This window comes from Rhodoplanes tepidamans (genome assembly GCF_030813915.1).
In the GTDB taxonomy this organism is placed as follows: domain Bacteria; phylum Pseudomonadota; class Alphaproteobacteria; order Rhizobiales; family Xanthobacteraceae; genus Rhodoplanes; species Rhodoplanes tepidamans.
On record NZ_JAUSUJ010000004.1, the window covers coordinates 162,843 to 189,103 of the forward strand.

Consider the following 26,261-nt stretch of genomic DNA (forward strand, 5'->3'; position numbering starts at 1 on the left):
TCGTCTCCTTCAGGGCTTCGGCGCCGGCGGGGCCGGCGGCAGCTCGCGCACCGTCATCATCTCTGCCGCGGAAATCGCCATCACGGCGTCCCAGCGGCCGGCGCCGGTCGTCTCCTTGTTGATGTCGCGCAGCCGCGGCCAGATCGCCGCCGGCACGGCGTATTCCAGCGTCCGTCCGCTCGGCTTGTGGCGGATCACCACGCGGCCGAACAGGGTGTCGCCGGCCGGCGCGTCGGACACGCGCAGCGTCGCCTGGCCGGGCGAGGCCCGGGTGGCGATCATCACGCCGTCGACGATGCACGGGCACGGCGCGCCCGGGCTGGAGAAGTAGGTCACGTCGAGCTCGCGCGGCGCGGCGCCGAGCCTCCGGCGGGCGTCGTCGCCGATCCGGATGCCGGCCGCGATCAGCGAGCCGAAGCCGCCGTGCACGCGGGCCCCGAGCGACACCCACAGGTCGCGCTCGTCCGGAGGCGTCGTCTCGATCGGCCCGTCATGGGCCGCGACCGGCGCCGCGAGCGGCTCGACCGCGAGCAGCACGGCGAGCGCGCCGGCCGTCGCGAGGGCGCGGTGACGGAACGTCATCGGCGGCCTCAGCGAATCGGGTTGTGCACGGTGACGAGCTTCGAGCCGTCCGGGAAGGTCGCCTCGACCTGGATCTCGTGGATCATCTCGGCGATGCCGTCCATCACCTGGGCCCGGGTCAGCACCGTGGCGCCGGCCGACATCAGCTCGGCGACGGTGCGGCCGTCGCGGGCGCCCTCCAGGATGAAGTCGGAGATCAGCGCCACCGCCTCCGGATGGTTGAGCTTGACGCCGCGCTCCAGCCGGCGGCGCGCCACCATGGCGGCCGTGGCGATGAGCAGCTTGTCCTTTTCACGCGGTGTGAGATGCATCGAAGGTCCGTCTCGTTTCTAGTTCAGCCAGAGCGGCGGCAGCGGTCCGGCGAGCGCCACCGTCAGGGCCGTGGAGAGATCGTGCCGCAGGCTCTCGCCGTCGGGGGCGCAGAATCGCACCGCCGTCATGCCGTTCCATGACGAGGCGCCGACCTCGCCGCGCAGCCCCTCGCAGGCGCGTAGCGCGGCCACGAAGGCCTCGTCGGCCGGCATCAGGAGGATGATGGCGATGGCGACGCCGCCGCCGGCCACGGCCGGCTCGCGCAGCGTCTCGGCGATGGCGCCGTCGAGCCGGATCGTCTCGGCATAGACCAGCCGGCCGGCGCGCCGCACCCGCCAGCGGTCCGAGAACCAGCCCTCGGCGACCGTCTCGTTCATGCCGGAGCGGCCGAACACCACGGCCTCGGCGAGCAGCAGCCGGGCGTTCTCGGCGAGGTCGATGTCGATGGTGCGGGCGAGCCGCGAGCGGTCGAACAGGATCATCTCGCGCGGCATCCAGGCGAGGCTCGCGCCGCGGCCCACGGTCAGCTGCACCCGCATGCTGGCCGGCGCGCCGGGCGAGCGGTAGACCTTCTCGGCCGACGAGGTGGTGATCCGCAGCGACGCCCCGTCCTCCACCGCGATGGCGAGGTCGGCCCGGTCGCCGCCGGCGATGCCGCCGGCCGTGTTGACGATGACGGCCTCGAGGTCCGCCGACGGCCGCGCCGTGGTCGGGAAGCGGACCCGCAGCGAGCCCTCCTCGAACACGTGGGTGCGGCGGCTGACGCCCTCGCGCAGGCCGACGCCGAGCCGGATCGTCCCCGCCGCCCGGTTGGCCGCGAAGGTCTCCTCGTGCGACAGCGGCTGCTCGCCCACCACTCCCCCTGCCCTCTCCGACCGACGCCTCAGAGCGCGAGCGCGCGGCGCAGGGCTCCCTCGTCGAGATCGGCGCGGCCGGCCGCGTAGACGACGCTGCCGCGATCCATGACGGCGAAATGATCGCCGAGTTCGCGGGCGAAGTCGAGATACTGCTCGACCAGCACGATGGCGATGCCGCCGAGGTCGCGCAGATAGGCGATGGCGCGGCCGATGTCCTTGATGATCGACGGCTGGATGCCTTCGGTCGGCTCGTCGAGGAGGAGGAGCCGCGGCCGCATCACCATGGCGCGGCCGATGGCGAGCTGCTGCTGCTGGCCGCCCGACAGGTCGCCACCGCGCCGCCCCAGCATGTCGGCCAGCACCGGGAACAGGTTGAACACGTCCGGCGGGATCGCCCGCTCGCGCCGCGGCAGCGCCGCGTAGGCGGTCTCCAGGTTCTCCTTCACGGTGAGCAGCGGGAAGATCTCGCGCCCCTGCGGCACATAGGCGATGCCGCGCCGGGCCCGCCGGTCCGGGGCGAGGCCGGCGATGTCGGTGCCCTCCCAGACGATCGCGCCCGCACGCACCGCGTGCTGGCCGACGATGGCGCGCAGCAGGCTGGTCTTGCCCACCCCGTTCCGCCCGAGCACGCACGTCACCTTGCCGGGCTCCGCCCGAAGGCTGACGCCCCGCAGCGCCTGCGCCGCGCCGTAGTAGAGGTCGATGGACTGGACGTTCAGCATGGCACGGCTCCGGTCATTCCGGGGCGCCGCGCAGCGGCGAACCCGGAATCCAGCCCCAGGGCAGGCGCCGGCGCAAACCGCTGGATTCCGGGTTCCCGCGCCGGCGGCGCGCGCCCCGGAATGACCACCATGGCGATCCCCACCCTCATCGTCCCAGATACACCTCGACCACCCGCTCGTTCTCGGACACCTGGTCGATCGACCCCTCGGCCAGGACGCGGCCCTCGTGCAGCACCGTCACCTTGACGCCCAGCGCGCGCACGAAGGTCATGTCGTGCTCGACCACCACGACGGTCTTCTCGGCGTTGATGGCGCGCAGCAGCTCGGCGGTCTGGTGGGTCTCGGCGTCGGTCATGCCGGCGACCGGCTCGTCGACCAGCAGAAGCTTCGGGTCCTGGGCCAGCAGCATCCCGATCTCCAGCCACTGCTTCTGCCCGTGCGACAGGTTGCCGGCCAGCCGCGATCGCGCGGCCGTCAACCGGATGGTCTCGAGGATGGAGGAGATGCGCTCGCGCGCCGCTACGGTCTCGCGCCAGGCGATCGCGGTGCGAGCCCGGCGGTCGCCGGCGAGCGCGAGGCGCAGGTTGTCCTCCACCGTGTGGGAGTCGAACACGGTCGGCTTCTGGAACTTCCGCCCGATGCCGAGCACCGCGATCGACGCCTCGTCGAGCGCGGTGAGGTCGTGGGTGCCGTCGAACAGCACCTCGCCCTCGTCGGGCCGCGTCTTGCCCGTGATGACGTCCATCATGGTGGTCTTGCCGGCGCCGTTGGGGCCGATGATGGCGCGCATCTCGCCGGGCGCGATGGTCAGCGACAGGCTGTTGAGCGCCTTGAAGCCGTCGAACGAGACGCTGACGGCGTCGAGATAGAGCAGCGCCGATGTGGTGCGGAACTCCATCGCCTCACTCCGCCGCCAGCGGCTTCTGCGCCGCACCGTCCGGCGCCCCCTCGGCCGGGCCGGAAGCGTCGGGCGCGACCTCGCGCCGGCGGGCGCGCCAGTGCTGCACCGTGCCGACGATGCCGCGCGGCAGCCACAGCGTCACGCCGACGAACAGGCCGCCGAGCAGGAACAGCCAGTACGGCGCCAGCGGACCGCTGGTGAAGCTGGTCTTGGCGTAGTTGACGAGCAGCGCCCCGACCACGGCGCCGGCCAGCGTGCCGCGGCCGCCGACCGCCACCCAGATCACCGCCTCGATGGAGTTGGCCGGTGAGAATTCCCCGGGATTGATGATGCCGACCTGCGGCACGTAGAGGGCGCCGGCGACGCCCGCCATGCAGGCCGAGATGACGAAGGTGGCGAGCTTGTAGGACTCGACCCGGTAGCCGAGGAAGCGGGCGCGGGCCTCGGCGTCGCGGACGGCGATCAGCACCATGCCGAACTTCGACGCCACCAGCACGCGGCACACGAGATAGCCGAGCATCAGCGCCACGCACGAGATGGCGAACAGCGCCGCCCGCGTCCCGTCCGCCTGCACGTTGAATCCCAGGATGTCCTTGAAGTCGGTGAGGCCGTTGTTGCCGCCGAAGCCGAAGTCGTTGCGGAAGAAGGCGAGCATCAGGGCGAAGGTCATCGCCTGGGTGATGATGGAGAAGTAGACACCGGTCACCCGGCTGCGGAACGCGAACCAGCCGAACACCAGCGCCAGCAGGCCCGGCACCGCGAGGACCATCAGCATGGCATAGGGGAACGACGAAAACCCCCACCAGGCGAGCGGCAGCTCCTTCCAGTTCAGGAACACCATGAAGTCGGGCAGCAGCGGGTTGCCGTAGACGCCGCGCCCGCCGATCTGGCGCATCAGATACATGCCCATGGCGTAGCCGCCGAGCGCGAAGAACGCCCCGTGGCCGAGCGAGAGGATGCCGCAATAGCCCCAGATCAGGTCGATCGACAGCGCCAGCAGGGCGAAGCAGACATACTTGCCGAACAGCGACACCAGATAGGTCGGCACGTGCAGGGGCGAGCTCTCGGGCAGCGCGAGATTGAGGGCGGGAACGACGATCGCCGCGGCGGCGACCAGGCCGAGGAAGACGAGCGTGCCGCGATCGAGGGGACGGGCGGTCATGCGGGCACCGCAGCCTTGCTCCGCCCTCGTCCTGAGGAGGCTGCGCAGCAGCCGTCTCGAAGGGCGGGGGCGGCCCGCGAGGTGGCCTCATGGTTCGAGACGCGTTCCTGCGGAACGCTCCTCACCATGAGGGCGGAAGGAAGTGCGTCCGGCCTCATGCCTCGATCGCCCTTCCCTTCAGCGCGAACAGGCCGCGCGGGCGGCGCTGGATGAACAGGATGATCAGCACCAGGATGGCGATCTTGCCCAGCACGGCGCCGGCGAAGGGCTCCAGGAACTTGTTGGCGACGCCGAGCGTGAAGGCGCCGACCAGCGTGCCCCACAGGTTCCCCACCCCGCCGAACACCACCACCATGAACGAATCGATGATGTAGCTCTGGCCGAGATTGGGCGACACGTTGTCGATCTGCGACAGCGCCACCCCGGCGATGCCGGCGATGCCGGAGCCGAGCCCGAAGGTGAGCGCGTCGATACGCGCCGTGCGGATGCCGACGCAGGCCGCCATGCCGCGGTTCTGCGTCACGGCCCGCATCTCGAGGCCGAGCCGGGTGAAGCGCAGCATGGCGAGCAGCAGCACGAACACGGTCAGGCTGAAGCAGACGATCCACAGCCGGTTCCAGGTGATGGCGAGCTGGCCGATCTCGAAGGCGCCGCTCATCCAGGACGGGTTGCTGACCTCCTTGTTGGTCGGGCCGAATCCGGTGCGCACCGCCTGCTGGAGAATCAGCGAGATGCCCCAGGTGGCGAGCAGCGTCTCCAGCGGGCGGCCGTAGAGGAAGCGGATGACGCTCCGCTCGATCAGGATCCCGACCAGGCCGGTGACCACGAAGGCGAGCGGCACGGCGACGGCGAGCGACCAGTCGAGCGTCAGCGCCGCCGGCAGCGGCAGCGACATCCCGATCTCGGTCCCCGGGATCGACAGCGAGATCGCCTTCTGGCGGATCGCCTCCTGCACCACGAAGGTCGTGTAGGCGCCGAGCATCACCATCTCGCCATGCGCCATGTTGATCACGCCCATCACGCCGAACGTGATGGCGAGCCCGATGGCGGCGAGCAGCAGCACCGAGCCGAGCGACACGCCGTACCAGGCGTTCTGCACCGCCTCCCACACCTGCAGGCGGTTGCGGATCGCGCTCGCGGCGCTGTCGGCGGCGCCCTGCACGGTGGCCGGCGTGCCGGCCGGCAGGCCGGAGAGGAGCGCCAGCGCCGCCTGGTCGCCGCGCTCGCGCAGGGTGCCGACGGCCTCGATGCGGGCCGCCTCCGGCGCGTCGGGGGACGTGATCAGGATGGCGGCCCGCGCCTCGGCGAGCGCCGCCTTCACGGCCGGATCGGTCTCCTGGGCGAGCGCCGCCTCGACGGCGGCGAGCGCGGAGGCGTCGCGCGACTTGAACACGGCCTGCGCCGCGTCGAGCCGGCGGGCGGGGTCGGGAGCCCGCAGGGTCAGCGCGCCGAGCGCCGCCTCGACGGCGCGGCGCAGCCGGTTGTTGAGGCGGACGCGCTTGAGGTCGGCCGCCGCCGGGGCGGGGCTGACGACGGCCCCGGTGGCGGCGTCCTTCGGGACGCCGCCGTCGTCGATCAGCACGCGCCGCCCCGCCGGATCGGCCAGAAGCCTGCCGTCCTGCAGCGCCTTGACCACGGCGAAGGCCCGCGCATCGCCGCCGGCCCCGAGCGCCGTCACGCCGGCCTCGGTGTCCGCATAGGAATCGGCGAGGAACTTTGTCAGGGCGTCGTCGAAGGCGTCGGCGCGGGCGATCGAGGGGCCGGCGAGAAGCGAGAACAAGAGCAGGCAGGCGATCGCGAGAATCGGGCGCGCCGCAGCCCCCTCCCCACCCCTCCCCCGCGAGCGGGGGAGAGAGCCGGGTGCGGCACGGCCGTCCGTCTTACATCGGCATCGATTCGAGGCTGCGAGGAACGAGATCAAGTGCACCGAGCCATCCTTCGTGGTCCCCTCCCCCGCTCGCGGGGGAGGGGTGTCGCCGCTCAGCGGCGACGGGAGGGGGAAAGCCCCGGCTTCTGCGCGTGCCCAGCGTCAGCCTCGGCTCACCCGCCGCATTTCTGCGTCTTGGTGTTGTAGTTGCCGCACTTGAGCTTCACCCAGTCGGCGGTGAGGTCCTTGGAGCCGTCGAGATACTTCGACCACGCCTCGCCGGGGACGAGCCCTTCGGTCTTCCACACCACGTCGAACTGGCCGTCCTCCTTGATCTCGCCGATGAACACCGGCTTGGTGATGTGGTGGTTCGCCAGCATCTCGGAGGTGCCGCCGGTCAGGTTCGGCGCCGTGGTGCCGGGCAGCGCGTCGATCACCTTGTCGGGATCCGTGGTGCCGGCCTTCTCGACCGCCTTCACCCACATGGCGAAGCCGACCACGTGCGCCTCCATCGGGTCGTTGGAGACGCGCTTGGGGTTCTTGGTGAAGGCCTTCCACTTGTCGATGAACGCCTTGTTGGCCGGCGTGTCGATCGACTGGAAGTAGTTCCAGGCGGCCAGATGGCCGAGCAGCGGCTTGGTGTCGACGCCGGCGAGCTCCTCCTCGCCGACCGAGAACGCAACCACCGGGATGTCGGTCGCCTTGACGCCCTGGTTGCCGAGCTCCTTGTAGAACGGCACGTTGGCGTCGCCGTTGATGGTGGAGACCACGGCGGTCTTCTTGCCGGCCGAGCCGAAGCGCTTGATCTCGGCGACGCGGGTCTGCCAGTCGGAATGGCCGAACGGCGTGTAGTTGATCGAGATGTCCTCCGGCTTGACGCCCTTGGACTTCAGATAGGCCTCGAGGATCTTGTTGGTGGTGCGCGGATAGACGTAGTCGGTGCCCTCCAGCACCCAGCGCTGCACCTTCTCCTCCTTCATCAGGTAGTCGACGGCCGGGATCGCCTGCTGGTTCGGCGCCGCGCCCGTGTAGAACACGTTGCGCTCCGACTCCTCGCCCTCGTACTGGACCGGATAGAACAGGATCGAGTTCAGCTCCTTGAACACCGGGAGCACGGACTTGCGCGACACCGAGGTCCAGCAGCCGAACACGGCCGAGACCTTGTCCTTGGTGATCAGCTCGCGCGCCTTCTCGGCGAACAGCGGCCAGTTGGAGGCGGGGTCGACCACCACGGCCTCGAGCTTCTTGCCGAGCAGGCCGCCCTTGGCGTTCTGCTCCTCGATCAGCATCAGCATGACGTCCTTCAGGGTCGTCTCGCTGATCGCCATGGTGCCGGAGAGCGAGTGCAGGATTCCGACCTTGATGGTCTCCTGCGCCTGCGCCGGCAGGGCGGCGGCGAGGCTCAGCGCGGTGCCGACGGCGGCGGCGAGCATGCGGCCGGCCAGCCGGCCGGCTCCTCTCCGAAGCGCTGTGTGCCGAAGAGCTTCGTGCATCGTCACTCCTTGTGCGTCCTGATGCGGTCCAGAGTCGGTCGGTCCGATGGCGTCCGCCGGAATCGGGCGGCAAAGCGCGGCCGGGCGGCCGGCGGACCGGCTTGCCGCAAGGAGCATGCCAAGGGGTCCGGGCGCCGGAACTAGCCAGCCGGCAAACGGAATCGCGGAATGCGGACAATTCGGTCCGGCGCCACAACCCGCGACCGCCTGCCGCTTGGGCGAACTGCCCAATCCATGACCACGCCCAGGGAGGTGCTGACGTCTTGAACTCGGCGCCCCGCCTCTGCCATGGTGCGCCGCCCCCGACGCATGGCCCGGCCGGGCCCCCGCCGCCATGTGTCCGACACCCCCGACGCGAGGCTGAAATCTTGGAGCTAGTTCTGACCGAATGGGCGTCCGCCCTGCTGCGGTGGCTGCACGTGGTCGCCGCCATGGCCTGGATCGGCAGCTCGTTCTACTTCATCCACCTCGATCTCAGCCTGCGCGGCCGCCACGACGGCACGCCCCTGCCGGACGGCGTCAAGGGCGAGGCCTGGCAGGTGCACGGCGGCGGCTTCTATCACATCGCCAAGTACCTGGTGGCCCCGGCCCGGATGCCGGACGAGCTCACCTGGTTCAAGTGGGAGGCCTACGCCACCTGGCTGTCGGGCTTCGCCCTGCTGGTGGTGGTCTACTATCTCGGCGCCGACCTGTTCCTGATCGACAAGGCCGTGCTCGACCTGACGGTGCCGCAGGCGGCCGGCCTCGCCTTCGGGACGCTGGTGGTCGCCTGGCTGGCCTACGAGGGCCTGTGCCGCTCGCCGCTCGGCAGGCACGAGGTGGCGCTGGCGCTCACCGGCTACGTCTTCCTGGTCGGGCTGACCTGGGCCTTCACCCACATGTTCTCGGGCCGCGGCGCGCTGACCCAGATCGGGGCGCTGGTCGGCACCATCATGGTGGCGAACGTCTTCGTCATCATCATCCCGTTCCAGAAGAAGACCGTGGCGGCGCTCATCGAGGGCCGAAAGCCGGATCCGTATTGGGGCGAGATCGGCAAGCAGCGCTCGGTGCACAACAACTATCTGACGCTGCCGGTCGTCTTCCTGATGCTGTCGAACCACTATCCGCTGGTCTTCGCGACGAAGTACAACTGGCTCATCGTCGCGATCGTGCTGCTGATCGGCCCGGTGATCCGGCACTTCTACAACACGCGGCACGCCGGCAAGGGCAGCCCGTGGTGGACCTGGGCGGTCGCCGCGGCGGGCGTCGCCGCCATCGTCTGGCTCTCCATGGCGGGGCCGCGCGAGACCAGGACCGGCGCGCTGCCGGCGACGCCGGCCTTCGCCGAGGTCAGCGACGTCGTCATCTCCCGCTGCAGCATGTGCCACGCCGGCGAGCCGGTGTGGGCCGGCATCGGCCACGCCCCGAAGGACCTGCGGCTCGACGACCCGGAGACCATCCGGCGCCACGCCCGGCTGATCGAGCTGCAGGCGGTGCGCAGCCACGCGATGCCGCCCGGCAACGTGACCGAGATGACGCTCGACGAACGCGCCCTCCTCGCCGCCTGGCTCGCCGCCGGCGCGCCGGGGGAGTGAGCGAACCGAATGCCTGTGCCGGGACGTAATGCAATGAGCTGCCGCGGCCTCCGAAACCCTCTCCCCTCGCGGGTCGCGCGCTTGCGCGACAAGAGGGTGGGTCCGAGCGAAGCTCGGACCCGGGTGAGGGGGGCCTCCGCGAGCTCGGCATTCGCGGCACGCCCCCTCACCCGCCCTCGCTCCGCGAGGGCACCCTCTCCCGCGAGGCGAGAGGGTTTTGTGCGGAGACGTCTCGCATGACCCCCATCCCCCTCGACACCCTGAACGCCGCCAGCGCGCAAGACTTCGTCGCGGCGCTGGCCGACATCTTCGAGCACTCGCCCTGGGCGGCCGAGGCGGTCGCGTCGGCGCGGCCGTTCGGATCGGTCGCGGCGCTGCGCGACGCCATGGTGGCGGCGGTCCGGGCCGCCGGTCCGGAGCGCCAGCGCGCGCTGCTCGCCGCGCATCCGGACCTCGCCGGCAAGGCGGCGCGGGCCGGCGACCTCACCGCCTCCTCGACCGCCGAGCAGGCGAGCGCCGGGCTCGACCGGCTGAGCGAGGACGAGTACGCCGCCTTCCACCGGCTCAACGACGCCTACCGGGGCAAGCACGGGATCCCGTTCATCGTCTGCGTGCGCCGCCACACCAAGGCGTCGATCCTGCGCCAGTTCGAGCGCCGGCTCGCCAGCGACAGCGCGGCCGAGCACGAGACGGCGCTCGCCGAGGTGTTCCGGATCGCCGCGCTGCGGCTCGACCAGACGATCCAGGCGCCGGACCGGCTGCCGCTCGCCGGCCGCCTGTCGACCCACGTGCTCGACACCCATGGCGGCACGCCGGCCCGGGGCATCCCGGTGACGCTGTACGAGCTCGGTCCCGGCGAGGCGCGCCGGGTCGTCGCCACCGCGGTCACCAACCACGACGGCCGCACCGACGCGCCGCTGATCGGCGGCCGGCCGGTGCCGATCGGCACCTACGAGCTGGTCTTCACGGTCGCGGCCTATTTCGCCGGGCGCGGCGTGCCGCTCGCCGACCCGCCTTTCCTCGACGCGGTGCCGCTCCGCTTCGCGGTGGCGGAGGCCGAGGGCCACTACCACGTGCCGCTGCTGGTCACGCCGTGGAGCTTCTCGACCTATCGCGGCAGCTGACCGGCGGGCCGCCGTCGGCCCGCCGTGCAGATCCGGGCCGGCACACGCGACACCACGCCCCGGCAGCCCCGCGCGATTGCGATTTCGGGATTTCGTCCGCGGCGGTATTGTGAGCAGCCGCGGTCCTCTCGCCTATTTTTAGTGCAGCGATTTCGGCGCTCTGCCGCGGACTTGCGGCATCGTCTGGTGAATCGAGTGGCACGCGGCTTGCTCACGTTCCGGGCGATCCACCCGGCATGGCCAAGGGGAGCTTCCGAATGACCAAGCCTCGCGCGACCGGTTCCGTCGTGACCGGTTCTCTCGCGATCGGCGTGCTGGCGGCGGGCCTCGCGCTCGCCGCTCCCGCCTTCGCCGACACCGACGTCAAGTTCGCCCTCGACTGGAAGTTCGAGGGGCCGTCGGCGCCCTATTTCGTCGCGCTCGACAAGGGCTACTACAAGGCCGAGGGCCTCAACGTGACGATCGACACCGGGCCCGGCTCGGTCGCCGGCATCGCCCGCGTCGCCGCCGGCACCTATCCGCTCGGCTTCTTCGACATCAACTCGCTGGTCAAGTTCCGCGACCAGAACCCCGACAAGGCCGTCAAGGCGGTGATGATGGTCTACGACCAGCCGCCCTTCGCGATCGCCACCACCACCAAGACCGGCATCGCCAAGCCGAAGGACCTGGAAGGCAAGGTGCTCGGCGCGCCCGCCGCGGACGGCGCCTTCGCCCAGTGGAAGGCCTTCGTCAAGGAGAACGGCATCGACGACTCCAAGGTGAAGATCGAGAACATCGGCTTCCCGGTGCGCGAGCCGATGCTGGCCGACGGCAAGGTCGACGCCATCACGGGCTTCTCCTTCTCGATGTACTTCAACCTGCTGCAGCGGAACCTGAAGCCGGCCGACATCAAGGTGATGCTGATGTCCGACCACGGCCTGGTGCTGTACGGCAACGCCATCATGGTCAACCCGGACTTCGCCAAGGCGAACCCGAAGATCGTGGCCGGCTTCGTGCGCGCCACCATCAAGGGCGTGCAGGACACCATCAAGGACCCCGAGGCGGCCATCAAGTCGGTGATGAAGCGCAACGAGACGGCCGACGAGAAGACCGAGCTCGAGCGCCTGAAGATGTCGCTGCGCGACAACTTCGTCACCCCGTGGGTCAAGGCCAACGGCCTCGGCGGCGTCGACATGGCGCGGCTGTCGAAGTCGATCGACCAGATCGGCATCACCTACGAGTTCAAGGCCAAGCCGAAGGCCGAGGACGTGTTCACCAGCGAGTTCCTGCCCCCCGCGGCCGATCGCAAGCTGTAGCCTCCATGCGTCGCTCCGGTGCACGGGCCGAGCGCCCGCGCACCGGGCTTCACACGCACGGAAGGGGATCACGGTATCCGGTCTCCGCCCTCCGGGACGGCACGATCGGAACGACGGCCAACAACGAGTCCACCATGCGTTTCACTTCTTCCCGCCGCGCCCGCGGCCCGATGTCGGCGGACGCCGCATCATGACGGCGTTCGTCGACATCGAGGACGTCACCCTCGTCTACAAGGGCGCCTCCGGCGGCGTGCACGCGCTCGACCGGTTCGGCGTCAGCCTGCAGAAAGGCGAGTTCGCCGCCGTGGTCGGTCCGTCCGGCTGCGGCAAGTCCTCGCTGATGAAGCTGGTCACCGGCCTGCTGCCGCCCGACTTCGGCAAGATCGCCATCGACGGCACCCCGGTGCGCGGCCCGGTCAAGATGGCCGGCATGGCGTTCCAGAACCCCAACCTGCTGCCGTGGCGCAAGGTCATCGACAACGTGCTGCTGCCGCTCGAGATCGTGCAGCCGCACCGGTCCCGGTTCCGGCGCGAGAAGGAGCGCTATCGCGAGGAGGCGAAGGCCCTGCTCGCCACCGTCGGCCTCGACGGCTTCGCCGAGCGCTTCCCGTGGGAGCTGTCGGGCGGCATGCAGCAGCGCGTCTCGCTGTGCCGCGCCCTGATCCACCAGCCGGCGCTGCTGATGCTCGACGAGCCCTTCGCGGCGCTGGACGCGTTCACGCGCGAGGAGCTGTGGTGCGTCCTGCGCGACCTCTGGCAGAAGATCGGCTTCACCGTGATCCTGGTGACGCACGACCTGCGCGAGGCGACCTTCCTGGCCGACCGCATCCACATGATGAGCGCCCGGCCCGGACGCCTGGTGCTGACCAAGGAGATCCCGTTCCCGCGTCCGCGGCCGATCGAGGTCTGTTACGAGGCCGCCTTCACGGACATCGTCCACGAGCTGCGGGCCAAGATCGGCGAGGTGCGGAAAGGATGAACACGCACACCATCGAGCGGCTGTCGCCGTGGCTGTTCACCATCGCCATGTTCCTGATCTGGGAGGTGGTGTGCCGGGCCTTCCGGGTCGACCCCTTCATCCTGCCGGCGCCGTCGCAGATCTTCGTCGCGATGGCGCAGTACTGGTGGCCGCTGGCGAAGAACTCCTTCGTCACGCTGTGGACCACGCTCGCCGGCTTCGCGCTCGCCGTGGTGTTCGGCATCGTGCTGGGGATCGTGGTCGGCTGGTCGCGGACCATCTATCGCGGCCTCTACCCGGTGATGATCGGCTTCAACTCCGTTCCCAAGGTCGCCGTGGTGCCGATCCTGGTCATCTGGTTCGGCATCGGCGAGATCCCGGCGATCCTCACCGCCTTCCTGATCTCGTTCTTCCCGATCGTCGTCAACGTCGCCACCGGCCTGTCGACCATCGAGCCGGAGCTCGAGGACGTGCTGCGGGCGCTGGGGGCGAAGAAGCTCGACATCATGCTGAAGATCGGCATCCCGCGCACCCAGCCCTACCTGTTCGGCTCGCTCAAGGTCGCCATCACGTTGGCCTTCGTCGGCACCGTGGTGTCGGAGACGATCGCGGCGAACGCCGGGCTGGGCTTCCTGATGGTGCAGGCGGGATCGAACTTCCAGATGCCGCTGGTGTTCGCCGGCCTGCTGCTGCTCGCCGCCGAGGGCATCATCATGTACGCGGTCTTCGCCTACATCGAATCCTACTTCGTCGGCTGGGCGTTCCGCTCGTCGATGAGCGCGGCCGGGTGACCGCCGGCGGTCCGCTGCGGCGGCCGCGACACGGACGGCATGGACGACACGAAGCCCCGGGCGGCGCGCCGCCCGGGGCTTTCTCGTGCCGGGAGGCGCGGCGGCTCGCGCAGCGCACGGCTCGCAGCGCGCGGGACGCCGGGCGACGAATGCGCGACGGCCGCGACGACGATGTCGGTCGCGGCCGTCACGACGCAATCGATGATGGCAATATCGGCCGTCGGGCCGAAACGCGGGCGCCGGTCAGGCGGGGACGCAGGTGCCCTCGACCGGGCAGACCGCCGCGCATTGCGGCTCGTCGAAGTGCCCCTCGCACTGCGTGCACTTGACGGCGTCGATGATGTAGATGTCGCCCTTCATGCTGATCGCGCTGTTGGGGCATTCGAACTCGCAGGCGCCGCAGGCGGTGCATTGCGAGGCGATGATCTTGTAGGCCATGACGGCACACTCCTTCGTACCGTTATGGGGTAGCAGGCTCACCCCCATCGCGGCTATTTGGAGAAATACGGATTAGAATAATTAAAAAGTACTGCGGCCATCTCGAATGTGCTGCAGCCTTGCCGGCCGGGAGCCGGCGACGCTAACAGAGGCGCGCGAACCCGCCGCCCCGGGCTGTCCCGGAACAGGAGTCCCGATGACCCGAACCGCCGTCCCGCGCCGCCTCGCGGCCACCCTGTCGGGCGTCGCGCTGCTCGCCGCCGCCACGGCGACGACCGTCGCCGCGGAGCGGCAGCGGCCGAGCAACCTGTTCACCGCCTCGGGCTTCACGGTGCGGTTCGCCGACACGCCGGAGCGCGCCGCGCAGCTGCGCGCGCTGCCGCCGGAGCGGCTCGCGGTCCGCCGCAAGGCCGGCCGGACGTACTACGTCTACGCCGATCCGAAGGGCTGCAACTGCGCCTATGTCGGCACGCCCGAGGCCTATGCGACCTACCGCAACGGCGGACCCGGCGCGCCCGCGATCGACGGCGGCCCGCCGCCCGACTACGTGCAGGAGATGGAGCGCAGCATCGACGACGACGGCTCGGTGCTGGAGCCCGGCAGCACGCTCGGCGGCTTCCTCGACGAGGAGTGAGTTCGCCATCGCCGGACTCGGCTGGTCGGCTCGCCGCCAGTCCGGGGCGCGGGCCGAAGGCGCGCGAACCCGGACTCCAGCCGGGATCTCGAGGCGTGCCGCTGCAGTCCCGTTTCGCGCGCTGTCGCGCGCGCGCCCCGGAATCACCAGGCATCACACGTCGTCGTCGGCCGCCGGCGTGAGCATGTCGACGAGGACGGCGACGCGGCCGGTCGGCAGCGCCCGGCCGTCGTTCACCAGCGCCTCGTCGGCGTTCACCCAGGCCCAGGCCTCGGCCAGCTCCGCCGGCGATGCGCCGGTCTGCACGATCTCGGCCAGCAGCACCTCGTCGATGGGTCCGAGGATCGCGACGATCTCGTCCGACGTCATGGCGACCTCCTGCGTCGGGAGGACCCGTCCTGTCCGCACACGACGCGGCCGACGGTCGCCCTCCGGTCGTAAGCTTCGATTAATCATAGCACGCGATCGGCGACGGTTTCTCCGCGAGGCGCCGCCGCCGCGGTGCGGGAGTGCAGGAAATACGATGGTAGGGCCGCGATTCCCCTGATTCCGCAGCCGCTCACGAAGGCGCATGATCCCGGTCCGGGGGAACAGGCAGCATGGCGAGACATCGCTTCGCGATCCACATGCAGGTGAGCGGCCTCGACCTCGTCGAGTTCGGATCGAAGTCGGCTGCGCGCAAGTTCCAGCAGGCGACCGACCAGTTCTTCTTCGACGGCCGCCGTGCCGCGCTGTTCGAGGCGCTGATCGCGCTCGGCATGGACGCGCGGACGATCCGCTGGCATGCCGATCATCCCGGCGAGCGCATGCCCTGCTGCGTCAATGCCGGCATCGCCATTCCGCCGCGTCCCGCCCGCCGCCCGTCGCCGCGCCGCGTCCAGCGCGCGCCCTGAGCGACGGAACACGCAAGGCTTGCCGGCCCTGCGAGCGCCGCCGGCGCCGATCAGCCCCCCGCGTCAGAACGAGCCGACCAGCGAGCCGAGCCCGATCACCACGGCGAGGGCGACGAGGGCGCCGACGATGCCGACCATGACGATGTCGAGATAGCCCTCGCGGTGGGTGGTGCCGCACACCGCGAGCAGCGTCACCACGGCACCGTTGTGGGGCAAGCTGTCGAGCGTGCCCGAGCCGATCACGGCGACCCGGTGCAGCAGCCCCGGGTCGATGCCCTGCTCGGCGGCGAGCCGCAGATAGGTGCTGCCCAGCGCGTCGAGCGCGATCGTCATGCCGCCCGAGGCGGAGCCGGTGAGCGCCGCCAGGATGTTGGTCGACACGGCGAGCGAGACCAGCGGGCCGCCCTCGATCGACAGCACCCAGTCGCGCACCACCGCGAAGGCCGGCAGCGCCGCCACCACGGCGCCGAAGCCGACCAGGCTGGCGACGCTGACGGCCGGCAGCACCGCGGCGTTGACGCCGGCGTCCATGCTGGTGCGCAGCGTGGAGAGGCGCCGCGGATTGAGCGCGACCACGGCGACGATCGCGGCGGCCAGCGCGACGATCACCGACCACACGCCGCCGACCGCCGAGAGCGAGGTGGCGCCCCAGCGCGGCTCGGCCAGGAACGCGGTGTCGAGCCGCGGCAGCACCACGAGCGACATCACCAGGTTCACCACGACGACCACGACCAGCGGCGTGAAGGCGGCGGCCGCCGGAGGCCCCGCCGAGGCCCGCTCGCCGCGCGGCGCCTCGACCGGATCGAACCCCTGCGCCACGGTCGCCCGCTCGCGCACGAGCGCGTCGGTCGCGGCGCTGTCGACGTCCGCCACCAGGCCGGGGCCGAAGCCCTCGCCGCGGCGGCGCGCCCGCCGCTCGGCGAAGGCGAGCCAGCCGAGCCCGAAGGCCAGCATGATGATCGACGCGACGATGCCGAGGCCGGGCGCCGCGAAGGGCGTGGTGCCGAAGAACGGCATCGGAATGGCGTTCTGGATCGCCGGGGTGCCGGGCAGCGCCGACATGGTGAAGGTCGAGGTGCCGAGCGCGATCGCCGCCGGCATCAGCCGGCGCGGGATCTCGGCCGCCCGGAACAGCGCCTCGGCCATCGGCGCCAGCACGAAGAAGGCGACGAACAGGCTGACGCCGCCATAGGTGACGATGGCGCCGGCGATCACCACGGCCATCACGGCGCGGCGCGGCCCCAGCGTCCGGGTCATCGCCTCGGCGATCGCCGACACCGAGCCGGAATCCTCCATCAGCTTGCCGAACAGCGCGCCGAGCAGGAAGATCGGGAAGAACTGCATGAGGAAGCGCGACGCGCTGCCCATGAAGGTCTGGGTCCAGTGGGCGAGCAGCGGCTCGCTCGCGAAGGCGGCGGCGACCAGGGCCGCGAGCGGGGCGAGCAGCAGCACGCTCCAGCCCCGGTAGGCGAGCGCGATGAGCAGCGCGAGGCCGACGAGGATTCCGGCGAGCCCGAGCATCGGATCACGGCCCCGCCAGCAGCGCGTCGAGATCGTAGGTCGAGCGCTCGCCGAGCGCCGGCGCGTTCTCGGCCAGGAAGGTCTCGGCGGCGGTCCGGCCGAGGTCGCGCAGCTTGCACAGGAAGCCCCATTCGGCGAGCAGCTTGGAGGAGGCGCCGAGCTCCGCCAGCTCGGCCGAGGCGATCCGGTGGATGCGCATCTCGGCCCACTGCGCGCCCTCGCAGTTGCCCGGATCGGCGACCTGACGCAGCAGCGCGATCATCCGCAGCTCCTTCAGCAGCACGCCGTTGAACGAGACCTCGTTGAGCCGGTTGAGGATGTCGCGCGCCGAGCGCGGCGTGCCGAGCCGCTCGATCGGATTGATCTGCACGATGATGGTGTCGCGCGAGCGGCACTCGCGGACCAGCGGCGTGATGGTCGGATTGCCCGAATAGCCGCCGTCCCAGTAGGGCTCGCCGCCGATCTCGACCGACTGGAACATGGTCGGCAGGCAGGCCGAGGCGAGCAGCACGTCGGGCGTGATCTCGCCGTTGCGGAAGACGCGGCCCTGTCCGGTGCGCACGCTGGTCGCGGTGACGAACAGCTTGATGGGCGCCTGCGCCAGCCGGGCGAAGTCGACGTGGCGCTCCAGGATCGCGGCGAGCGGATTGGTGCCGCCCGGATTGAGGTCGTAGGGCGAGACCATCCGGGCCAGCAGATCCATGGTCACGTAGAGGGGCGAGTTGTCGAGCGTCCAGCGGCCGAGCAGCAGGTCGAGCGGCGTGCGCTGGAACGGGCTGAACCGCGCCGCGTCCGACACGCTGCGCCAGAACGACGCGAGCGCCGCCCGCGCGCCGTCGCGGCCCCCCTCGGCATGGCCGTCGACCAGCACGGCGGCGTTCATGGCGCCGGCCGAGGTGCCGGAGACGCCGTCGATGTCGAGCCAGGGCTCCTCCAGGAGCCGGTCCAGCACGCCCCAGGTGAAGGCGCCGTGGGCGCCGCCCCCCTGCAGCGCGAGGTCGACGAGAACGGGTGAGCGATCGATGGTCACGAGCGCCTCGCTGTCAACATGCGGGTCGAAACGGAGTGCGGATCGAAACTGATCGGGTCCGGCCGGCGGCAGCTCCGCCCGGCCGCGGCGTAATGCATCGCAGCATCGCCTCTCGTCATGACGTTTGCAAGGAGACACGGCACGTTTTCAAGGAGTCACGGCGCCACCGGCGCGACGCCGCCCGCCGTCGCGTCGTCCGGACGCCGGTCGTGTGCCGCGCTGCCGTCGGAGCTAGTCCTCGCTCTCACTACGTACCACGCGTCGCCGTATCTTGTGCGGGCCGCGGGGCGGATCATAATCGCTCATAACCGCTGCGCCCGGACCTGATCACTGCATCGACATCACTGCATCGACATCACTGCATCGATATCATTGTATCGACATCACTGTATCGACATCACTGCCTCGACCCGACCGCGTGGAGGAAGCCACGACCGCCGCGGGCACGGCGTCGAGCCGGCGGCCGACGCCGTCCCTCCGCCGTGCTCCGTCCGACCGCCGGGTCGTGACGCCGCGACCAAGAAACGACGACAGGGAGAACGCTCATGGACGTGCGGCTCGGGGCCGGCGATCACGGCTCCTACGCGAACGTGTCGACCGGCCGCCTTCCCGGCCCCGACGAGGTCCGCTCCCTGGTGAGCGAGGCGCACGCGCTGTTCAGGGACGATCGCGACGGCGAGGTCTCGCAGGTCTATCCGGCGCTGGCGCGGGTGCCGCCCGATCTGTTCGGGATCTGCGTCGTCGGCACCAACGGCAACGTCCACGCCGTCGGCGACACCGAGGTTCCGTTCTCGATCATGAGCGTGTCGAAGCCGTTCGTGTTCGCCCTGGTGTGCGAGGCGATCGGGCCGGCGCAGGCGCGCGAGAAGCTCGGCGCGAACAGCACCGGGCTGCCCTTCAACTCGGCCGCCGCGGTGGAGTGGAGCCCCGACGGGCGCACCAATCCGATGGTCAATGCCGGCGCGATCGCGACCACCAGCCTGGTGCCCGGCGCCTCCGCGGAGGAGAAGTGGCGGTTCGTCCACGACGGCCTGTCGCGCTTCGCCGGCCGCACGCTCGCGGTCGACGACGAGGTCTACGCGTCCGCCTCCGCGACCAACTTCCGCAACCGCAGCATCGCCCACATGCTGCAGAGCCGGGGCTGCATCTACAGCGATCCCCTCGAGGCGACCGACCTCTACACCAGGCAGTGCTCGCTCGAGGTCAGCGCGCGCGACCTCGCCGTGATGGGGGCGACGCTCGCCGACGGCGGCGTCAACCCGCTGACCGGGCAGCGCGTCGTCGCGGCCGCCGTGTGCCACTACGCGCTCGCCGTGATGGCGACCGCCGGCATGTACGAGACCTCCGGCGACTGGCTGTACGAGATCGGGCTGCCGGGCAAGAGCGGCATCGGCGGCGGCATCGTCACGGTATCGCCCGGCAAGGGCGGGCTCGGCACCTTCGGGCCGCGGCTCGACGCCGCCGGCAACAGCGTCAAGGGCATCCGGGCCGCGCGCTTCCTGTCGCAGAGCCTCGGCATGGATCTGTTCGTGTCGAAGCCCGAAGCCTGAGGCCGCGCCCCGCCGGCGCGCGCCCGATCCCCGAGCCTGCCGAGGAGGATGCGAGATGAGCACAGTGTCGGCCGCCGACTCCCTGCCTGCCGCCGAGGCCCGGCGCTCCTGGGTGCCGATGATCGCGATCGCGCTCGGCCAGGTCCTGATGTCCTTCAACGTGGCGGCCCTGCCGGTCGCCATGGGCGGCATGGTGGCGAGCTTCGACGTCCCGCCCACGACCGTCGCCACCGGCATCGTCATGTACTCGATGCTGGTCGCCGGCTTCGTGATGCTCGGCGCCAAGCTCAACCAGCGCTTCGGCGCCCTCGTCGTCTTCCGCACCGTCGTCGTGCTGTTCGGCGTCGCCCAGGTGGTGATGACGCTGAGCCCCAATGCCACCGCGATGATCACGGCGCAGGGGCTGTCCGGCGCCGCCGGCGCCGCGCTGGTGCCGTCGCTGGTGGCGCTGATCGCCGAGAACTATCGCGGCAGCCAGCAGGCGACGGCGCTCGGCGCCCTCGGCTCGGCCCGCGCCGGCGCCGGCGTCGCGGCGTTCCTGATCGGCGGCGTGCTCGGCACCTTCATCGGCTGGCGCCCGGTGTTCGGCATCCTGGTCGTGCTCGCCGCCATCGTGTTCGTGCTGAGCTTCCGGCTGAGGCGCGACGCCGGACGCCCCGAGGTGCAGATCGACCTCGTCGGCGTGCTGCTCGCCGCCGCCGCGATCGTCGCGATCAGCTTCGGGTTCAACAATCTCAACCGCTGGGGGCTGGCCGTCGCCACGCCCAATGCACCCTTCGACCTCGCCGGCTTCTCGCCGGCGCCGGTGCTGATCGCGGTCGGCATCATGCTCGGCTTCGGCTTCGTGCGCTGGACCTATGCGCGCCAGCGGGCCGGCCGCACGCCGCTCCTCGCCCTCGAGGTGATCGGCTCGGCCAAGGAGCGCGCCGCCGTCTACGCCATGTTCGCGGTCGTCGCGCTGGAGGCGATGCTGAACTTCTCGGTGCCGCTCTATATCCAGATCGTGCAGGGCCGCTCGCCGCTCGCCACCGCGATCGCCATGATGCCGTTCAACCTCACCGTCTTCTTCTCGGCGATGCTGATCGTGAAGGCCTACAAGCGGCTGACGCCGCGGCAGATCGGCCGGGCCGGCTTCGCCCTGTGCACGGCGGCGCTGGTGTGGCTCGCCTTCGTGGTCCGCAACGACTGGAGCGCCGGCCCGGTGCTGGTCGGGCTGGTGCTGTTCGGCATCGGCCAGGGCTCGCTGGTCACCCTCGTCTTCAACGTGCTGGTCACCGCCTCGCCGAAGGAGCTCGCCGGCGACGTCGGCTCGCTGCGCGGAACCACCAACAATCTCGCCGCGGCGGTCGGCACCGCGGTGGCGGGCGCCCTGATGGTGGGGCTTCTCTCGAGCATCATCCTCGGCAGCCTCGCCGGCAATCCGAAGCTGCCGCCCGAGCTGCAGGCGCAGGTCGACCTCGACAGCATCACCTTCGTCAGCAACGACCGCCTGTCCGGCGTGCTGGCCGCGACCACGGCGACGCCCGAGCAGGTGCGCGAGGCGCTGCGCGTCAACGCCGAGGCGCGGCTGACCGCGCTGAAGATCGGGCTGATGATCATGGCCGTCGTCGCGATGCTCGGCATCATCCCGGCGAGCCGGCTGCCGAACTACATCCCGGGCGACATCCCGGATCCCTCGCCCGCCCCGCCCGGGCGGACGTCCTAGCCCGCCGCCGGCTCCCGCCGGGGCGGACCGGCGGTGGCCTTTGACGTCGCGCTGCGGTAGCATCGTCCCGCGATCTCGACGGGCGGACCCACCGCGCCTGCGGTGCGGGGAATGCGGGAGCGTGCGGCCGGCATGACGCGGGACGACAGGGCGGACGACGGGCGGCGGCGGGACGGGCCGTCCGCGGAGCAGACGCTCCGGTTCAGATGGTGGACGTTCCTGCTGCTCGGGCTCGTGCTGCTCGCCTGCGGGCTCGCGGCGATCTCGCTGCCGGCGACCTCGACCATGGCGGCCGGCCTCGTGCTCGGCGCCGTGCTGGTGATCGTCGGCATCGCCAAGGTCGTCCAGGCGTTCGAGACCAAGGCGTGGCCCGGCTTCGTCTGGCAGCTCCTCGGCGGCGGCGTCGAGATCGTCGGCGGCATCCTGGTCTACTTCAACCCGCTCAAGGGCGCGGTGGCGATCACGCTGCTGATCGCCATCGTGTTCGTCGTGCTCGGCCTGTCGCAGATCGGCTGCGCCGTGAAGATCCGCCGCCAGCGCGGCGCTCTCTGGCTGCTCGTCTCCGGGCTGCTCGCGCTGGTGATGAGCCTGGTGCTGGTGTTCAAGTTCCCGCATGTGCGGGAGCTGGAGGCCGGCGTCGTGGCCGGCGTGTCCCTCGTGATCTCGGGGTTGGCTTATGTCGCGATCGCCCTCGCCGTCCGCAAGGCCCTCGTGCCGGCGCCGACGCCCTGACGCCGCCGCGGGCGCCGCGATCGCGCTGGCGGCGCTGCTCGCCGCCTGCGGGCCGGCCGAGGAGGCGCGGGCGCCCGAGCCGCGGCCGGTGCGCACCGTCACGGTGACGACGCGCGAGGCCGGCGACACCGTGGCGCTCACCGGCCGCATCGCCGCCCAGGACGTCGCGGCGCTCGGCTTCCGCATCGCCGGCCGGGTGATGGAGCGGCCCGTGAACGTCGGCGACCGCGTCGCGGCCGGCCAGGTCCTCGCTCGGCTGGAGCCGCAGAACGAGACCAACGCGGTGCGCGCCGCGCAGGCCGACCGCGCCGCCGCGCAGGCCGCCCTGACCCAGGCCTCCAATCACTTCGAGCGCCAGGAGACGCTGCTGGCGCAGGGCTGGACGACCCGGGCCCTGTTCGACCAGGCCAAGAAGGAGCGCGACACCGCGCAGGCGCGGCTCGACTCCGCCGAGGCGCAGCTGAAGACCGCCGACGACCTGCTCGGCTTCACGGTGCTGAAGGCCGACGCGCCGGGCGTCGTCACGGCGGTCGGTGCCGAGCCCGGCGAGGTGGTGCAGGCCGGGCAGACGGTCGTGCGGCTCGCCCGCCAGGGCGGCCGCGACGCCGTGTTCGAGGTGCCGGCCCAGGTGCTGCGCACGGCGCCGCCGGACGCGGAGATCGCCGTGAGCCTGACCGACGATCCCGCCGTGACGGCGACCGGCCGGGTGCGCGAGGTCGCGCCGGAGGCCGATCCGGTGACCCGCACGTTCGAGGTGAAGGTCGGGCTCGCCGATCCGCCCGAGGCGATGCGGCTCGGCGCCACCGTGACGGGCCGCCTCCGCCTGGACGCCCAGGCCGTGATCGAGATTCCCGCCTCCGCCCTCACCCGCGCCGACCGGGCGCCGGCCGTGTGGATCGTCGATCCCAAGACCACCACGGTCGCGCTGCGCACCGTCGAGGTGGTGCGGTTCGATCCGGCCAAGGTGGCCGTGGCGGGCGGGCTCGACGTCGGCGAGATCGTCGTCACGGCCGGCGTGCAGGCGCTGCATCCGGGCCAGAAGGTGCGCCTCCTCGGGGCGCGCCCATGAGCGGACCGAACGTCTCAGCCTGGGCGCTGCACCACCGCTCCTTCGTGCTCTACCTGATGATCGCCGTGACGCTGGCCGGCCTCCTGTCCTACGTCCGGCTCGGCCGCAACGAGGACCCGGCGTTCACGTTCCGCGCCATGGTGGTCGAGGCGGCATGGCCGGGCGCGACCCTCGCCGACACGCTCGACCAGATCACCGACCGGCTGGAGCGCACCCTGAAGGAGGTGCCCAATCTCGATTTCCTGCGCTCGACCACGGTGCCGGGCCGGACCACGATCTTCGTCAACCTGAAAGGCTCGACACCGCCCGGAAAAGTGCCGGACATCTGGTACGAGGTGCGCAAGCGCGTCGCCGACATGCGCCACACCCTGCCGGCCGGCGTGGTCGGCCCCGGCTTCGACGACGACTTCGGCGACACCTTCGGGATCATCTACGGGCTCACGGCGGACGGCTTCACGCATCGCGAGCTGCGCGACACCGCGGAGGCGATCCGCAAGCGCCTGCTGGCGCTCGCCGACGTGTCGAAGGTCGAGATCCTCGGCGCCCAGGACGAGCGGGTGTTCATCGAGTTCTCCACCGCCACGCTGGCCGGCCTCGGGCTCGACCGCGCCGCGGTGGTCGCGGCGCTGCGGGCCCAGAACGCCGTCAGCCCGGCCGGCAGCATCCAGACCGGCGACGAGACACTGGTGCTGCGCGTCTCCGGCGCCTTCGAGTCGGAGCTCGACATTCTCGACGTCAACATCGCGGCCGGCAACAGGCTGGTGCGGCTGCGCGACATCGTCACGGTGCGGCGCGGCTTCGCCGATCCGCCGCAGCCGATGTTCCGGGTGAACGGCACGCCGGCGATCGGCCTCGCCGTCGCCATGCGCACCGGCGGCGACATCCTGGCGCTCGGCCGCGACGTGAAGACGCTGATGGCCGAGATCACGGCCGACCTGCCGATCGGCATCGAGCCGGTGCTGGTGGCCGACCAGCCCGCCGTGGTCGACACCGCCATCGGCGAGTTCATGGAATCGCTCTGGCAGGCGATCGTCATCATCATGGCGGTCAGCGTGGTCAGCCTCGGCTTCCGGGCCGGCGCCGTCGTCGCGCTGTCGATCCCGCTGACGCTCGCCCTCGTGTTCCCCGTGATGGAGCTGATCTCGGTCGACCTGCAGCGCATCTCGCTCGGCGCCCTGATCATCGCCCTCACCTTGCTGGTGGACGACGCGATGAGCACCATCGACGCCATGTCGATGAAGCTCGCCGAAGGCGCGACGAAGGCGGAGTCCGCCGCCTTCGCCTACAGGACCCTGGCGATGCCGATGCTGACAGGCTCCTTCGTCACGCTCGCCGGCTTCATCCCGATCGGCTTCGCGAGGAGCTCGGCCGGCGAGTACACGTTCTCGATCTTCGCCGTGGTGAGCGTCGCCCTGATCGCCTCCTGGGTGGTCGCCGTGCTGTTCACGCCGCTGGTGGGCGTCGCGCTGCTGCCGCCCCCCAAGGCGGCGACCGGGCCGGGCCGGCTGGTGACGCTGTTCCGCCGTACGCTGGTCGGCGCCATGCGGCATCGCTGGATCACCATCGGCGTGACGCTCGCCTGCTTCGTGGCGTCCATCGCCGCGCTGCCGCTGATCCCGCGGCAGTTCTTCCCCTCCTCGGACCGGCCCGAGCTGCTGGTCGATCTCCGCCTGCCGCAGAACGCCTCGATCCACGCCTCGGCCGGCGCGTCGGCGCGGCTCGACCGCGTGCTCGCCGCCGATCCCGACGTCGCCCACTGGAGCACCTATGTGGGCCGCGGCGTCATCCGCTTCTACCTGCCGCTCGACGTGCAGCTGAGGAACGACTTCTTCAGCCAGCTCGTGGTGGTGGCCAAGGACGTGCCGGCGCGGGACCGCCTGCGCGAAAGGCTCTCCAAGGTGCTGGCGGACGAGTTTCCGAGCGCCGTGTCGCGCATCGTGCCGCTGGAGCTCGGCCCGCCGGTCGGCTGGCCGGTGCAGTACCGCGTCAGCGGCCCGGACCTCGCCGAGGTGCGCGACGCCGCCATGCTGCTCGCCTCGACCATCGCGGCCGACACGCGGGTGCGCCAGATCAACTTCGACTGGATGGAGCCGGCCCGCAAGGTGCGCATTCGGGTCGACCAGGACCAGGCGCGCCTGCTCGGCCTCTCCTCCGAGGCGATCGCCGGGGTGCTGGCGAGCGTGGTCTCGGGCAATGCCGTGACCCAGATGCGCGACGGCATCTATCTGGTCGACGTGGTCGTGCGGGCGACCGACGAGCAGCGCGTCTCGCTCGCCACGCTGCGCAACCTGCAGGTCGCGCTGCCCAACGGCCGCACCGTGCCGCTCGGCCAGTTCGCCGTGCTGGAGGACGAGCAGGAGTATCCGCTGGTGTGGCGGCGCGACGGCCTGCCGACCCTCACGGTCCAGGCCGACGTCGCGGCGGGCGTCTCGCCCGAGGCCGTGGTGGCGGCGCTCGCCGACAAGGTCGCCTGGGTGCAGGGCGGGCTGCCGGCCGCCTATCGCATCGCCACCGGCGGCACCGTGGAGGAGAGCGCCAAGTCGCAGGCCTCGGTGTTCGCCGTGGTGCCGGCGATGCTGTTCGTCACCGTCACGATCCTGATGATCCAGCTGCAGAGCTTCTCCCGGCTCGCGCTGGTGCTGAGCGTCGTGCCGCTCGGCCTGATCGGCATCGTCGCGGCGCTCCTGCTGTACCAGAAGCCGCTCGGCTTCGTCGCCATCCTCGGCATTCTCGCCCTGATGGGGATGATCGCCCGCAACGCCGTGATCCTGATCGACCAGATCGAGACCGAGCGCGGCGAGGGCAGGCCCGTCTGGGACGCCGTGATCGCCGCCTCGCTGTCGCGGCTGCGGCCGATCGTGCTGACCGCCATCTCGACCGTGCTCGGCATGATCCCGATCGCCGCGACGATCTTCTGGGGCCCGATGGCCTATGCCATCATGGGCGGCCTCCTGGTCGCCACCGTGCTGACCCTGATCTTCCTGCCCGCCCTCTACGTCGCCGCCTTCCGGGCGCAGGAGCCGGCGGCGACCGCCGACGCCTGAGCCGACG

Annotated in this window: 24 protein-coding genes; 12 read left to right on the plus strand and 12 right to left on the minus strand. The window is 71.1% G+C overall.

Going from position 1 to position 26,261, the window contains the following annotated elements; translation table 11 throughout:
* Positions 1-9: 9 nt before the first annotated feature.
* From J2S22_RS06810 to urtA, 8 genes are all read right to left on the minus strand, one after another.
* The gene (locus tag J2S22_RS06810) at positions 10-582 is read right to left on the minus strand and encodes a formylmethanofuran dehydrogenase subunit E family protein (RefSeq protein ID WP_272780577.1); all 573 of its coding nucleotides are present in this window, start codon (positions 580-582) and stop codon (positions 10-12) included.
* 8 nt (positions 583-590) lie between these two features.
* A complete protein-coding gene (locus J2S22_RS06815) occupies positions 591-893 on the minus strand; it encodes an urease subunit gamma (protein ID WP_272780576.1) in 303 nt (100 codons plus the stop codon).
* Positions 894-911: 18 nt separating this feature from the next.
* Positions 912-1,748 (minus strand): urease accessory protein UreD, encoded by an 837-nt coding sequence (locus J2S22_RS06820; protein WP_272780588.1) that lies wholly within the window; start codon positions 1,746-1,748, stop codon positions 912-914.
* Between the two features lie 29 nt (positions 1,749-1,777).
* Positions 1,778-2,473, minus strand: a complete 696-nt coding sequence (gene urtE / locus J2S22_RS06825) for an urea ABC transporter ATP-binding subunit UrtE (RefSeq protein ID WP_272780575.1) — start codon at positions 2,471-2,473, stop codon at positions 1,778-1,780.
* Positions 2,474-2,618: 145 nt separating this feature from the next.
* Positions 2,619-3,371 (minus strand): urea ABC transporter ATP-binding protein UrtD, encoded by a 753-nt coding sequence (urtD, locus tag J2S22_RS06830; RefSeq protein WP_272780574.1) that lies wholly within the window; start codon positions 3,369-3,371, stop codon positions 2,619-2,621.
* A gap of 4 nt (positions 3,372-3,375) precedes the next feature.
* Positions 3,376-4,536: an urea ABC transporter permease subunit UrtC gene (gene urtC, locus J2S22_RS06835; protein WP_272780573.1), complete on the minus strand. Its 1,161-nt coding sequence runs from the start codon at positions 4,534-4,536 to the stop codon at positions 3,376-3,378.
* Positions 4,537-4,690: 154 nt separating this feature from the next.
* Complete coding sequence (urtB, locus tag J2S22_RS06840) at positions 4,691-6,322, minus strand: urea ABC transporter permease subunit UrtB (RefSeq protein WP_370878184.1); 1,632 nt, start codon at positions 6,320-6,322, stop codon at positions 4,691-4,693.
* Between the two features lie 254 nt (positions 6,323-6,576).
* Positions 6,577-7,836, minus strand: a complete 1,260-nt coding sequence (gene urtA, locus J2S22_RS06845) for an urea ABC transporter substrate-binding protein (protein ID WP_272775259.1) — start codon at positions 7,834-7,836, stop codon at positions 6,577-6,579.
* A 428-nt stretch (positions 7,837-8,264) separates the two neighbouring features.
* On the opposite strand from urtA, the gene J2S22_RS06850 reads away from it, so the two are divergent.
* From J2S22_RS06850 to J2S22_RS06870, 5 genes are all read left to right on the plus strand, one after another.
* A complete protein-coding gene (locus J2S22_RS06850) occupies positions 8,265-9,470 on the plus strand; it encodes a urate hydroxylase PuuD (RefSeq protein WP_284701244.1) in 1,206 nt (401 codons plus the stop codon).
* 236 nt (positions 9,471-9,706) lie between these two features.
* A complete protein-coding gene (uraD, locus tag J2S22_RS06855; protein WP_272775249.1) occupies positions 9,707-10,594 on the plus strand; it encodes a 2-oxo-4-hydroxy-4-carboxy-5-ureidoimidazoline decarboxylase in 888 nt (295 codons plus the stop codon).
* A 257-nt stretch (positions 10,595-10,851) separates the two neighbouring features.
* On the plus strand, positions 10,852-11,889 hold the full coding sequence (locus tag J2S22_RS06860) for an ABC transporter substrate-binding protein (RefSeq protein ID WP_272775248.1): 1,038 nt from the start codon (positions 10,852-10,854) through the stop codon (positions 11,887-11,889).
* Between the two features lie 190 nt (positions 11,890-12,079).
* Entirely contained in the window at positions 12,080-12,868 is a 789-nt protein-coding gene (locus tag J2S22_RS06865; RefSeq protein ID WP_272775247.1) for an ABC transporter ATP-binding protein, read from the plus strand.
* A complete protein-coding gene (locus J2S22_RS06870) occupies positions 12,865-13,638 on the plus strand; it encodes an ABC transporter permease (protein ID WP_272775246.1) in 774 nt (257 codons plus the stop codon). The genes J2S22_RS06865 and J2S22_RS06870 overlap by 4 nt, the downstream gene beginning before the upstream one ends.
* A gap of 243 nt (positions 13,639-13,881) precedes the next feature.
* Here the strand turns inward: J2S22_RS06870 and J2S22_RS06875 are convergent, their stop codons facing one another.
* Positions 13,882-14,076, minus strand: coding sequence for a 4Fe-4S dicluster domain-containing protein (locus J2S22_RS06875; protein WP_272775245.1), 195 nt, complete (start codon positions 14,074-14,076; stop codon positions 13,882-13,884).
* A gap of 196 nt (positions 14,077-14,272) precedes the next feature.
* Here J2S22_RS06875 and J2S22_RS06880 point away from each other — a divergent pair, with 196 nt between their 5' ends.
* Entirely contained in the window at positions 14,273-14,710 is a 438-nt protein-coding gene (locus J2S22_RS06880) for a hypothetical protein (RefSeq protein WP_272775244.1), read from the plus strand.
* A gap of 153 nt (positions 14,711-14,863) precedes the next feature.
* Here J2S22_RS06880 and J2S22_RS06885 read toward each other — a convergent pair whose 3' ends face one another.
* Positions 14,864-15,079 carry a hypothetical protein gene (locus J2S22_RS06885; RefSeq protein WP_272775243.1) on the minus strand — a complete coding sequence of 72 codons (216 nt, stop codon included), beginning with the start codon at positions 15,077-15,079 and terminating at the stop codon, positions 14,864-14,866.
* Between the two features lie 230 nt (positions 15,080-15,309).
* On the opposite strand from J2S22_RS06885, the gene J2S22_RS06890 reads away from it, so the two are divergent.
* Entirely contained in the window at positions 15,310-15,603 is a 294-nt protein-coding gene (locus tag J2S22_RS06890) for a hypothetical protein (RefSeq protein WP_272775242.1), read from the plus strand.
* A 63-nt stretch (positions 15,604-15,666) separates the two neighbouring features.
* Here J2S22_RS06890 and J2S22_RS06895 read toward each other — a convergent pair whose 3' ends face one another.
* Both J2S22_RS06895 and J2S22_RS06900 read right to left on the minus strand, forming a co-directional pair.
* On the minus strand, positions 15,667-17,124 hold the full coding sequence (locus tag J2S22_RS06895) for a GntP family permease (protein WP_272775241.1): 1,458 nt from the start codon (positions 17,122-17,124) through the stop codon (positions 15,667-15,669).
* Positions 17,125-17,128: 4 nt separating this feature from the next.
* Complete coding sequence (locus tag J2S22_RS06900) at positions 17,129-18,154, minus strand: patatin-like phospholipase family protein (RefSeq protein ID WP_272775240.1); 1,026 nt, start codon at positions 18,152-18,154, stop codon at positions 17,129-17,131.
* Between the two features lie 545 nt (positions 18,155-18,699).
* On the opposite strand from J2S22_RS06900, the gene glsA reads away from it, so the two are divergent.
* The 5 genes from glsA to J2S22_RS06925 all read left to right on the plus strand — a co-directional run bounded on the left by glsA (position 18,700) and on the right by J2S22_RS06925 (position 26,254).
* Entirely contained in the window at positions 18,700-19,704 is a 1,005-nt protein-coding gene (glsA, locus tag J2S22_RS06905) for a glutaminase A (RefSeq protein WP_272775239.1), read from the plus strand.
* Between the two features lie 55 nt (positions 19,705-19,759).
* Positions 19,760-21,409, plus strand: a complete 1,650-nt coding sequence (locus tag J2S22_RS06910) for an MFS transporter (RefSeq protein WP_272775238.1) — start codon at positions 19,760-19,762, stop codon at positions 21,407-21,409.
* Between the two features lie 111 nt (positions 21,410-21,520).
* A complete protein-coding gene (locus tag J2S22_RS06915) occupies positions 21,521-22,141 on the plus strand; it encodes an HdeD family acid-resistance protein (RefSeq protein WP_272775237.1) in 621 nt (206 codons plus the stop codon).
* Complete coding sequence (locus J2S22_RS06920; RefSeq protein WP_272775236.1) at positions 22,086-23,210, plus strand: efflux RND transporter periplasmic adaptor subunit; 1,125 nt, start codon at positions 22,086-22,088, stop codon at positions 23,208-23,210. Before J2S22_RS06915 ends, J2S22_RS06920 begins: the two co-directional genes overlap by 56 nt.
* The gene (locus J2S22_RS06925) at positions 23,207-26,254 is read left to right on the plus strand and encodes an efflux RND transporter permease subunit (RefSeq protein WP_272775235.1); all 3,048 of its coding nucleotides are present in this window, start codon (positions 23,207-23,209) and stop codon (positions 26,252-26,254) included. Before J2S22_RS06920 ends, J2S22_RS06925 begins: the two co-directional genes overlap by 4 nt.
* Positions 26,255-26,261: the final 7 nt, after the last annotated feature.

Bases quoted from the DNA above. Each gene is read 5' to 3' on its own strand.
- J2S22_RS06810 (WP_272780577.1), bottom strand. From the start codon at position 582: ATGACGTTCCGTCACCGCGCCCTCGCGACGGCCGGCGCGCTCGCCGTG.
- J2S22_RS06815 (WP_272780576.1), bottom strand. From the start codon at position 893: ATGCATCTCACACCGCGTGAAAAGGACAAGCTGCTCATCGCCACGGCC.
- urtE (WP_272780575.1), bottom strand. From the start codon at position 2,473: ATGCTGAACGTCCAGTCCATCGACCTCTACTACGGCGCGGCGCAGGCG.
- urtD (WP_272780574.1), bottom strand. From the start codon at position 3,371: ATGGAGTTCCGCACCACATCGGCGCTGCTCTATCTCGACGCCGTCAGC.
- urtC (WP_272780573.1), bottom strand. From the start codon at position 4,536: ATGACCGCCCGTCCCCTCGATCGCGGCACGCTCGTCTTCCTCGGCCTG.
- urtA (WP_272775259.1), bottom strand. From the start codon at position 7,836: ATGCTCGCCGCCGCCGTCGGCACCGCGCTGAGCCTCGCCGCCGCCCTG.
- uraD (WP_272775249.1), top strand. From the start codon at position 9,707: ATGACCCCCATCCCCCTCGACACCCTGAACGCCGCCAGCGCGCAAGAC.
- J2S22_RS06860 (WP_272775248.1), top strand. From the start codon at position 10,852: ATGACCAAGCCTCGCGCGACCGGTTCCGTCGTGACCGGTTCTCTCGCG.
- J2S22_RS06865 (WP_272775247.1), top strand. From the start codon at position 12,080: ATGACGGCGTTCGTCGACATCGAGGACGTCACCCTCGTCTACAAGGGC.
- J2S22_RS06870 (WP_272775246.1), top strand. From the start codon at position 12,865: ATGAACACGCACACCATCGAGCGGCTGTCGCCGTGGCTGTTCACCATC.
- J2S22_RS06875 (WP_272775245.1), bottom strand. From the start codon at position 14,076: ATGGCCTACAAGATCATCGCCTCGCAATGCACCGCCTGCGGCGCCTGC.
- J2S22_RS06880 (WP_272775244.1), top strand. From the start codon at position 14,273: ATGACCCGAACCGCCGTCCCGCGCCGCCTCGCGGCCACCCTGTCGGGC.
- J2S22_RS06885 (WP_272775243.1), bottom strand. From the start codon at position 15,079: ATGACGTCGGACGAGATCGTCGCGATCCTCGGACCCATCGACGAGGTG.
- J2S22_RS06890 (WP_272775242.1), top strand. From the start codon at position 15,310: ATGGCGAGACATCGCTTCGCGATCCACATGCAGGTGAGCGGCCTCGAC.
- J2S22_RS06895 (WP_272775241.1), bottom strand. From the start codon at position 17,124: ATGCTCGGGCTCGCCGGAATCCTCGTCGGCCTCGCGCTGCTCATCGCG.
- glsA (WP_272775239.1), top strand. From the start codon at position 18,700: ATGGACGTGCGGCTCGGGGCCGGCGATCACGGCTCCTACGCGAACGTG.
- J2S22_RS06910 (WP_272775238.1), top strand. From the start codon at position 19,760: ATGAGCACAGTGTCGGCCGCCGACTCCCTGCCTGCCGCCGAGGCCCGG.
- J2S22_RS06915 (WP_272775237.1), top strand. From the start codon at position 21,521: ATGCGGGAGCGTGCGGCCGGCATGACGCGGGACGACAGGGCGGACGAC.
- J2S22_RS06920 (WP_272775236.1), top strand. From the start codon at position 22,086: ATGTCGCGATCGCCCTCGCCGTCCGCAAGGCCCTCGTGCCGGCGCCGA.
- J2S22_RS06925 (WP_272775235.1), top strand. From the start codon at position 23,207: ATGAGCGGACCGAACGTCTCAGCCTGGGCGCTGCACCACCGCTCCTTC.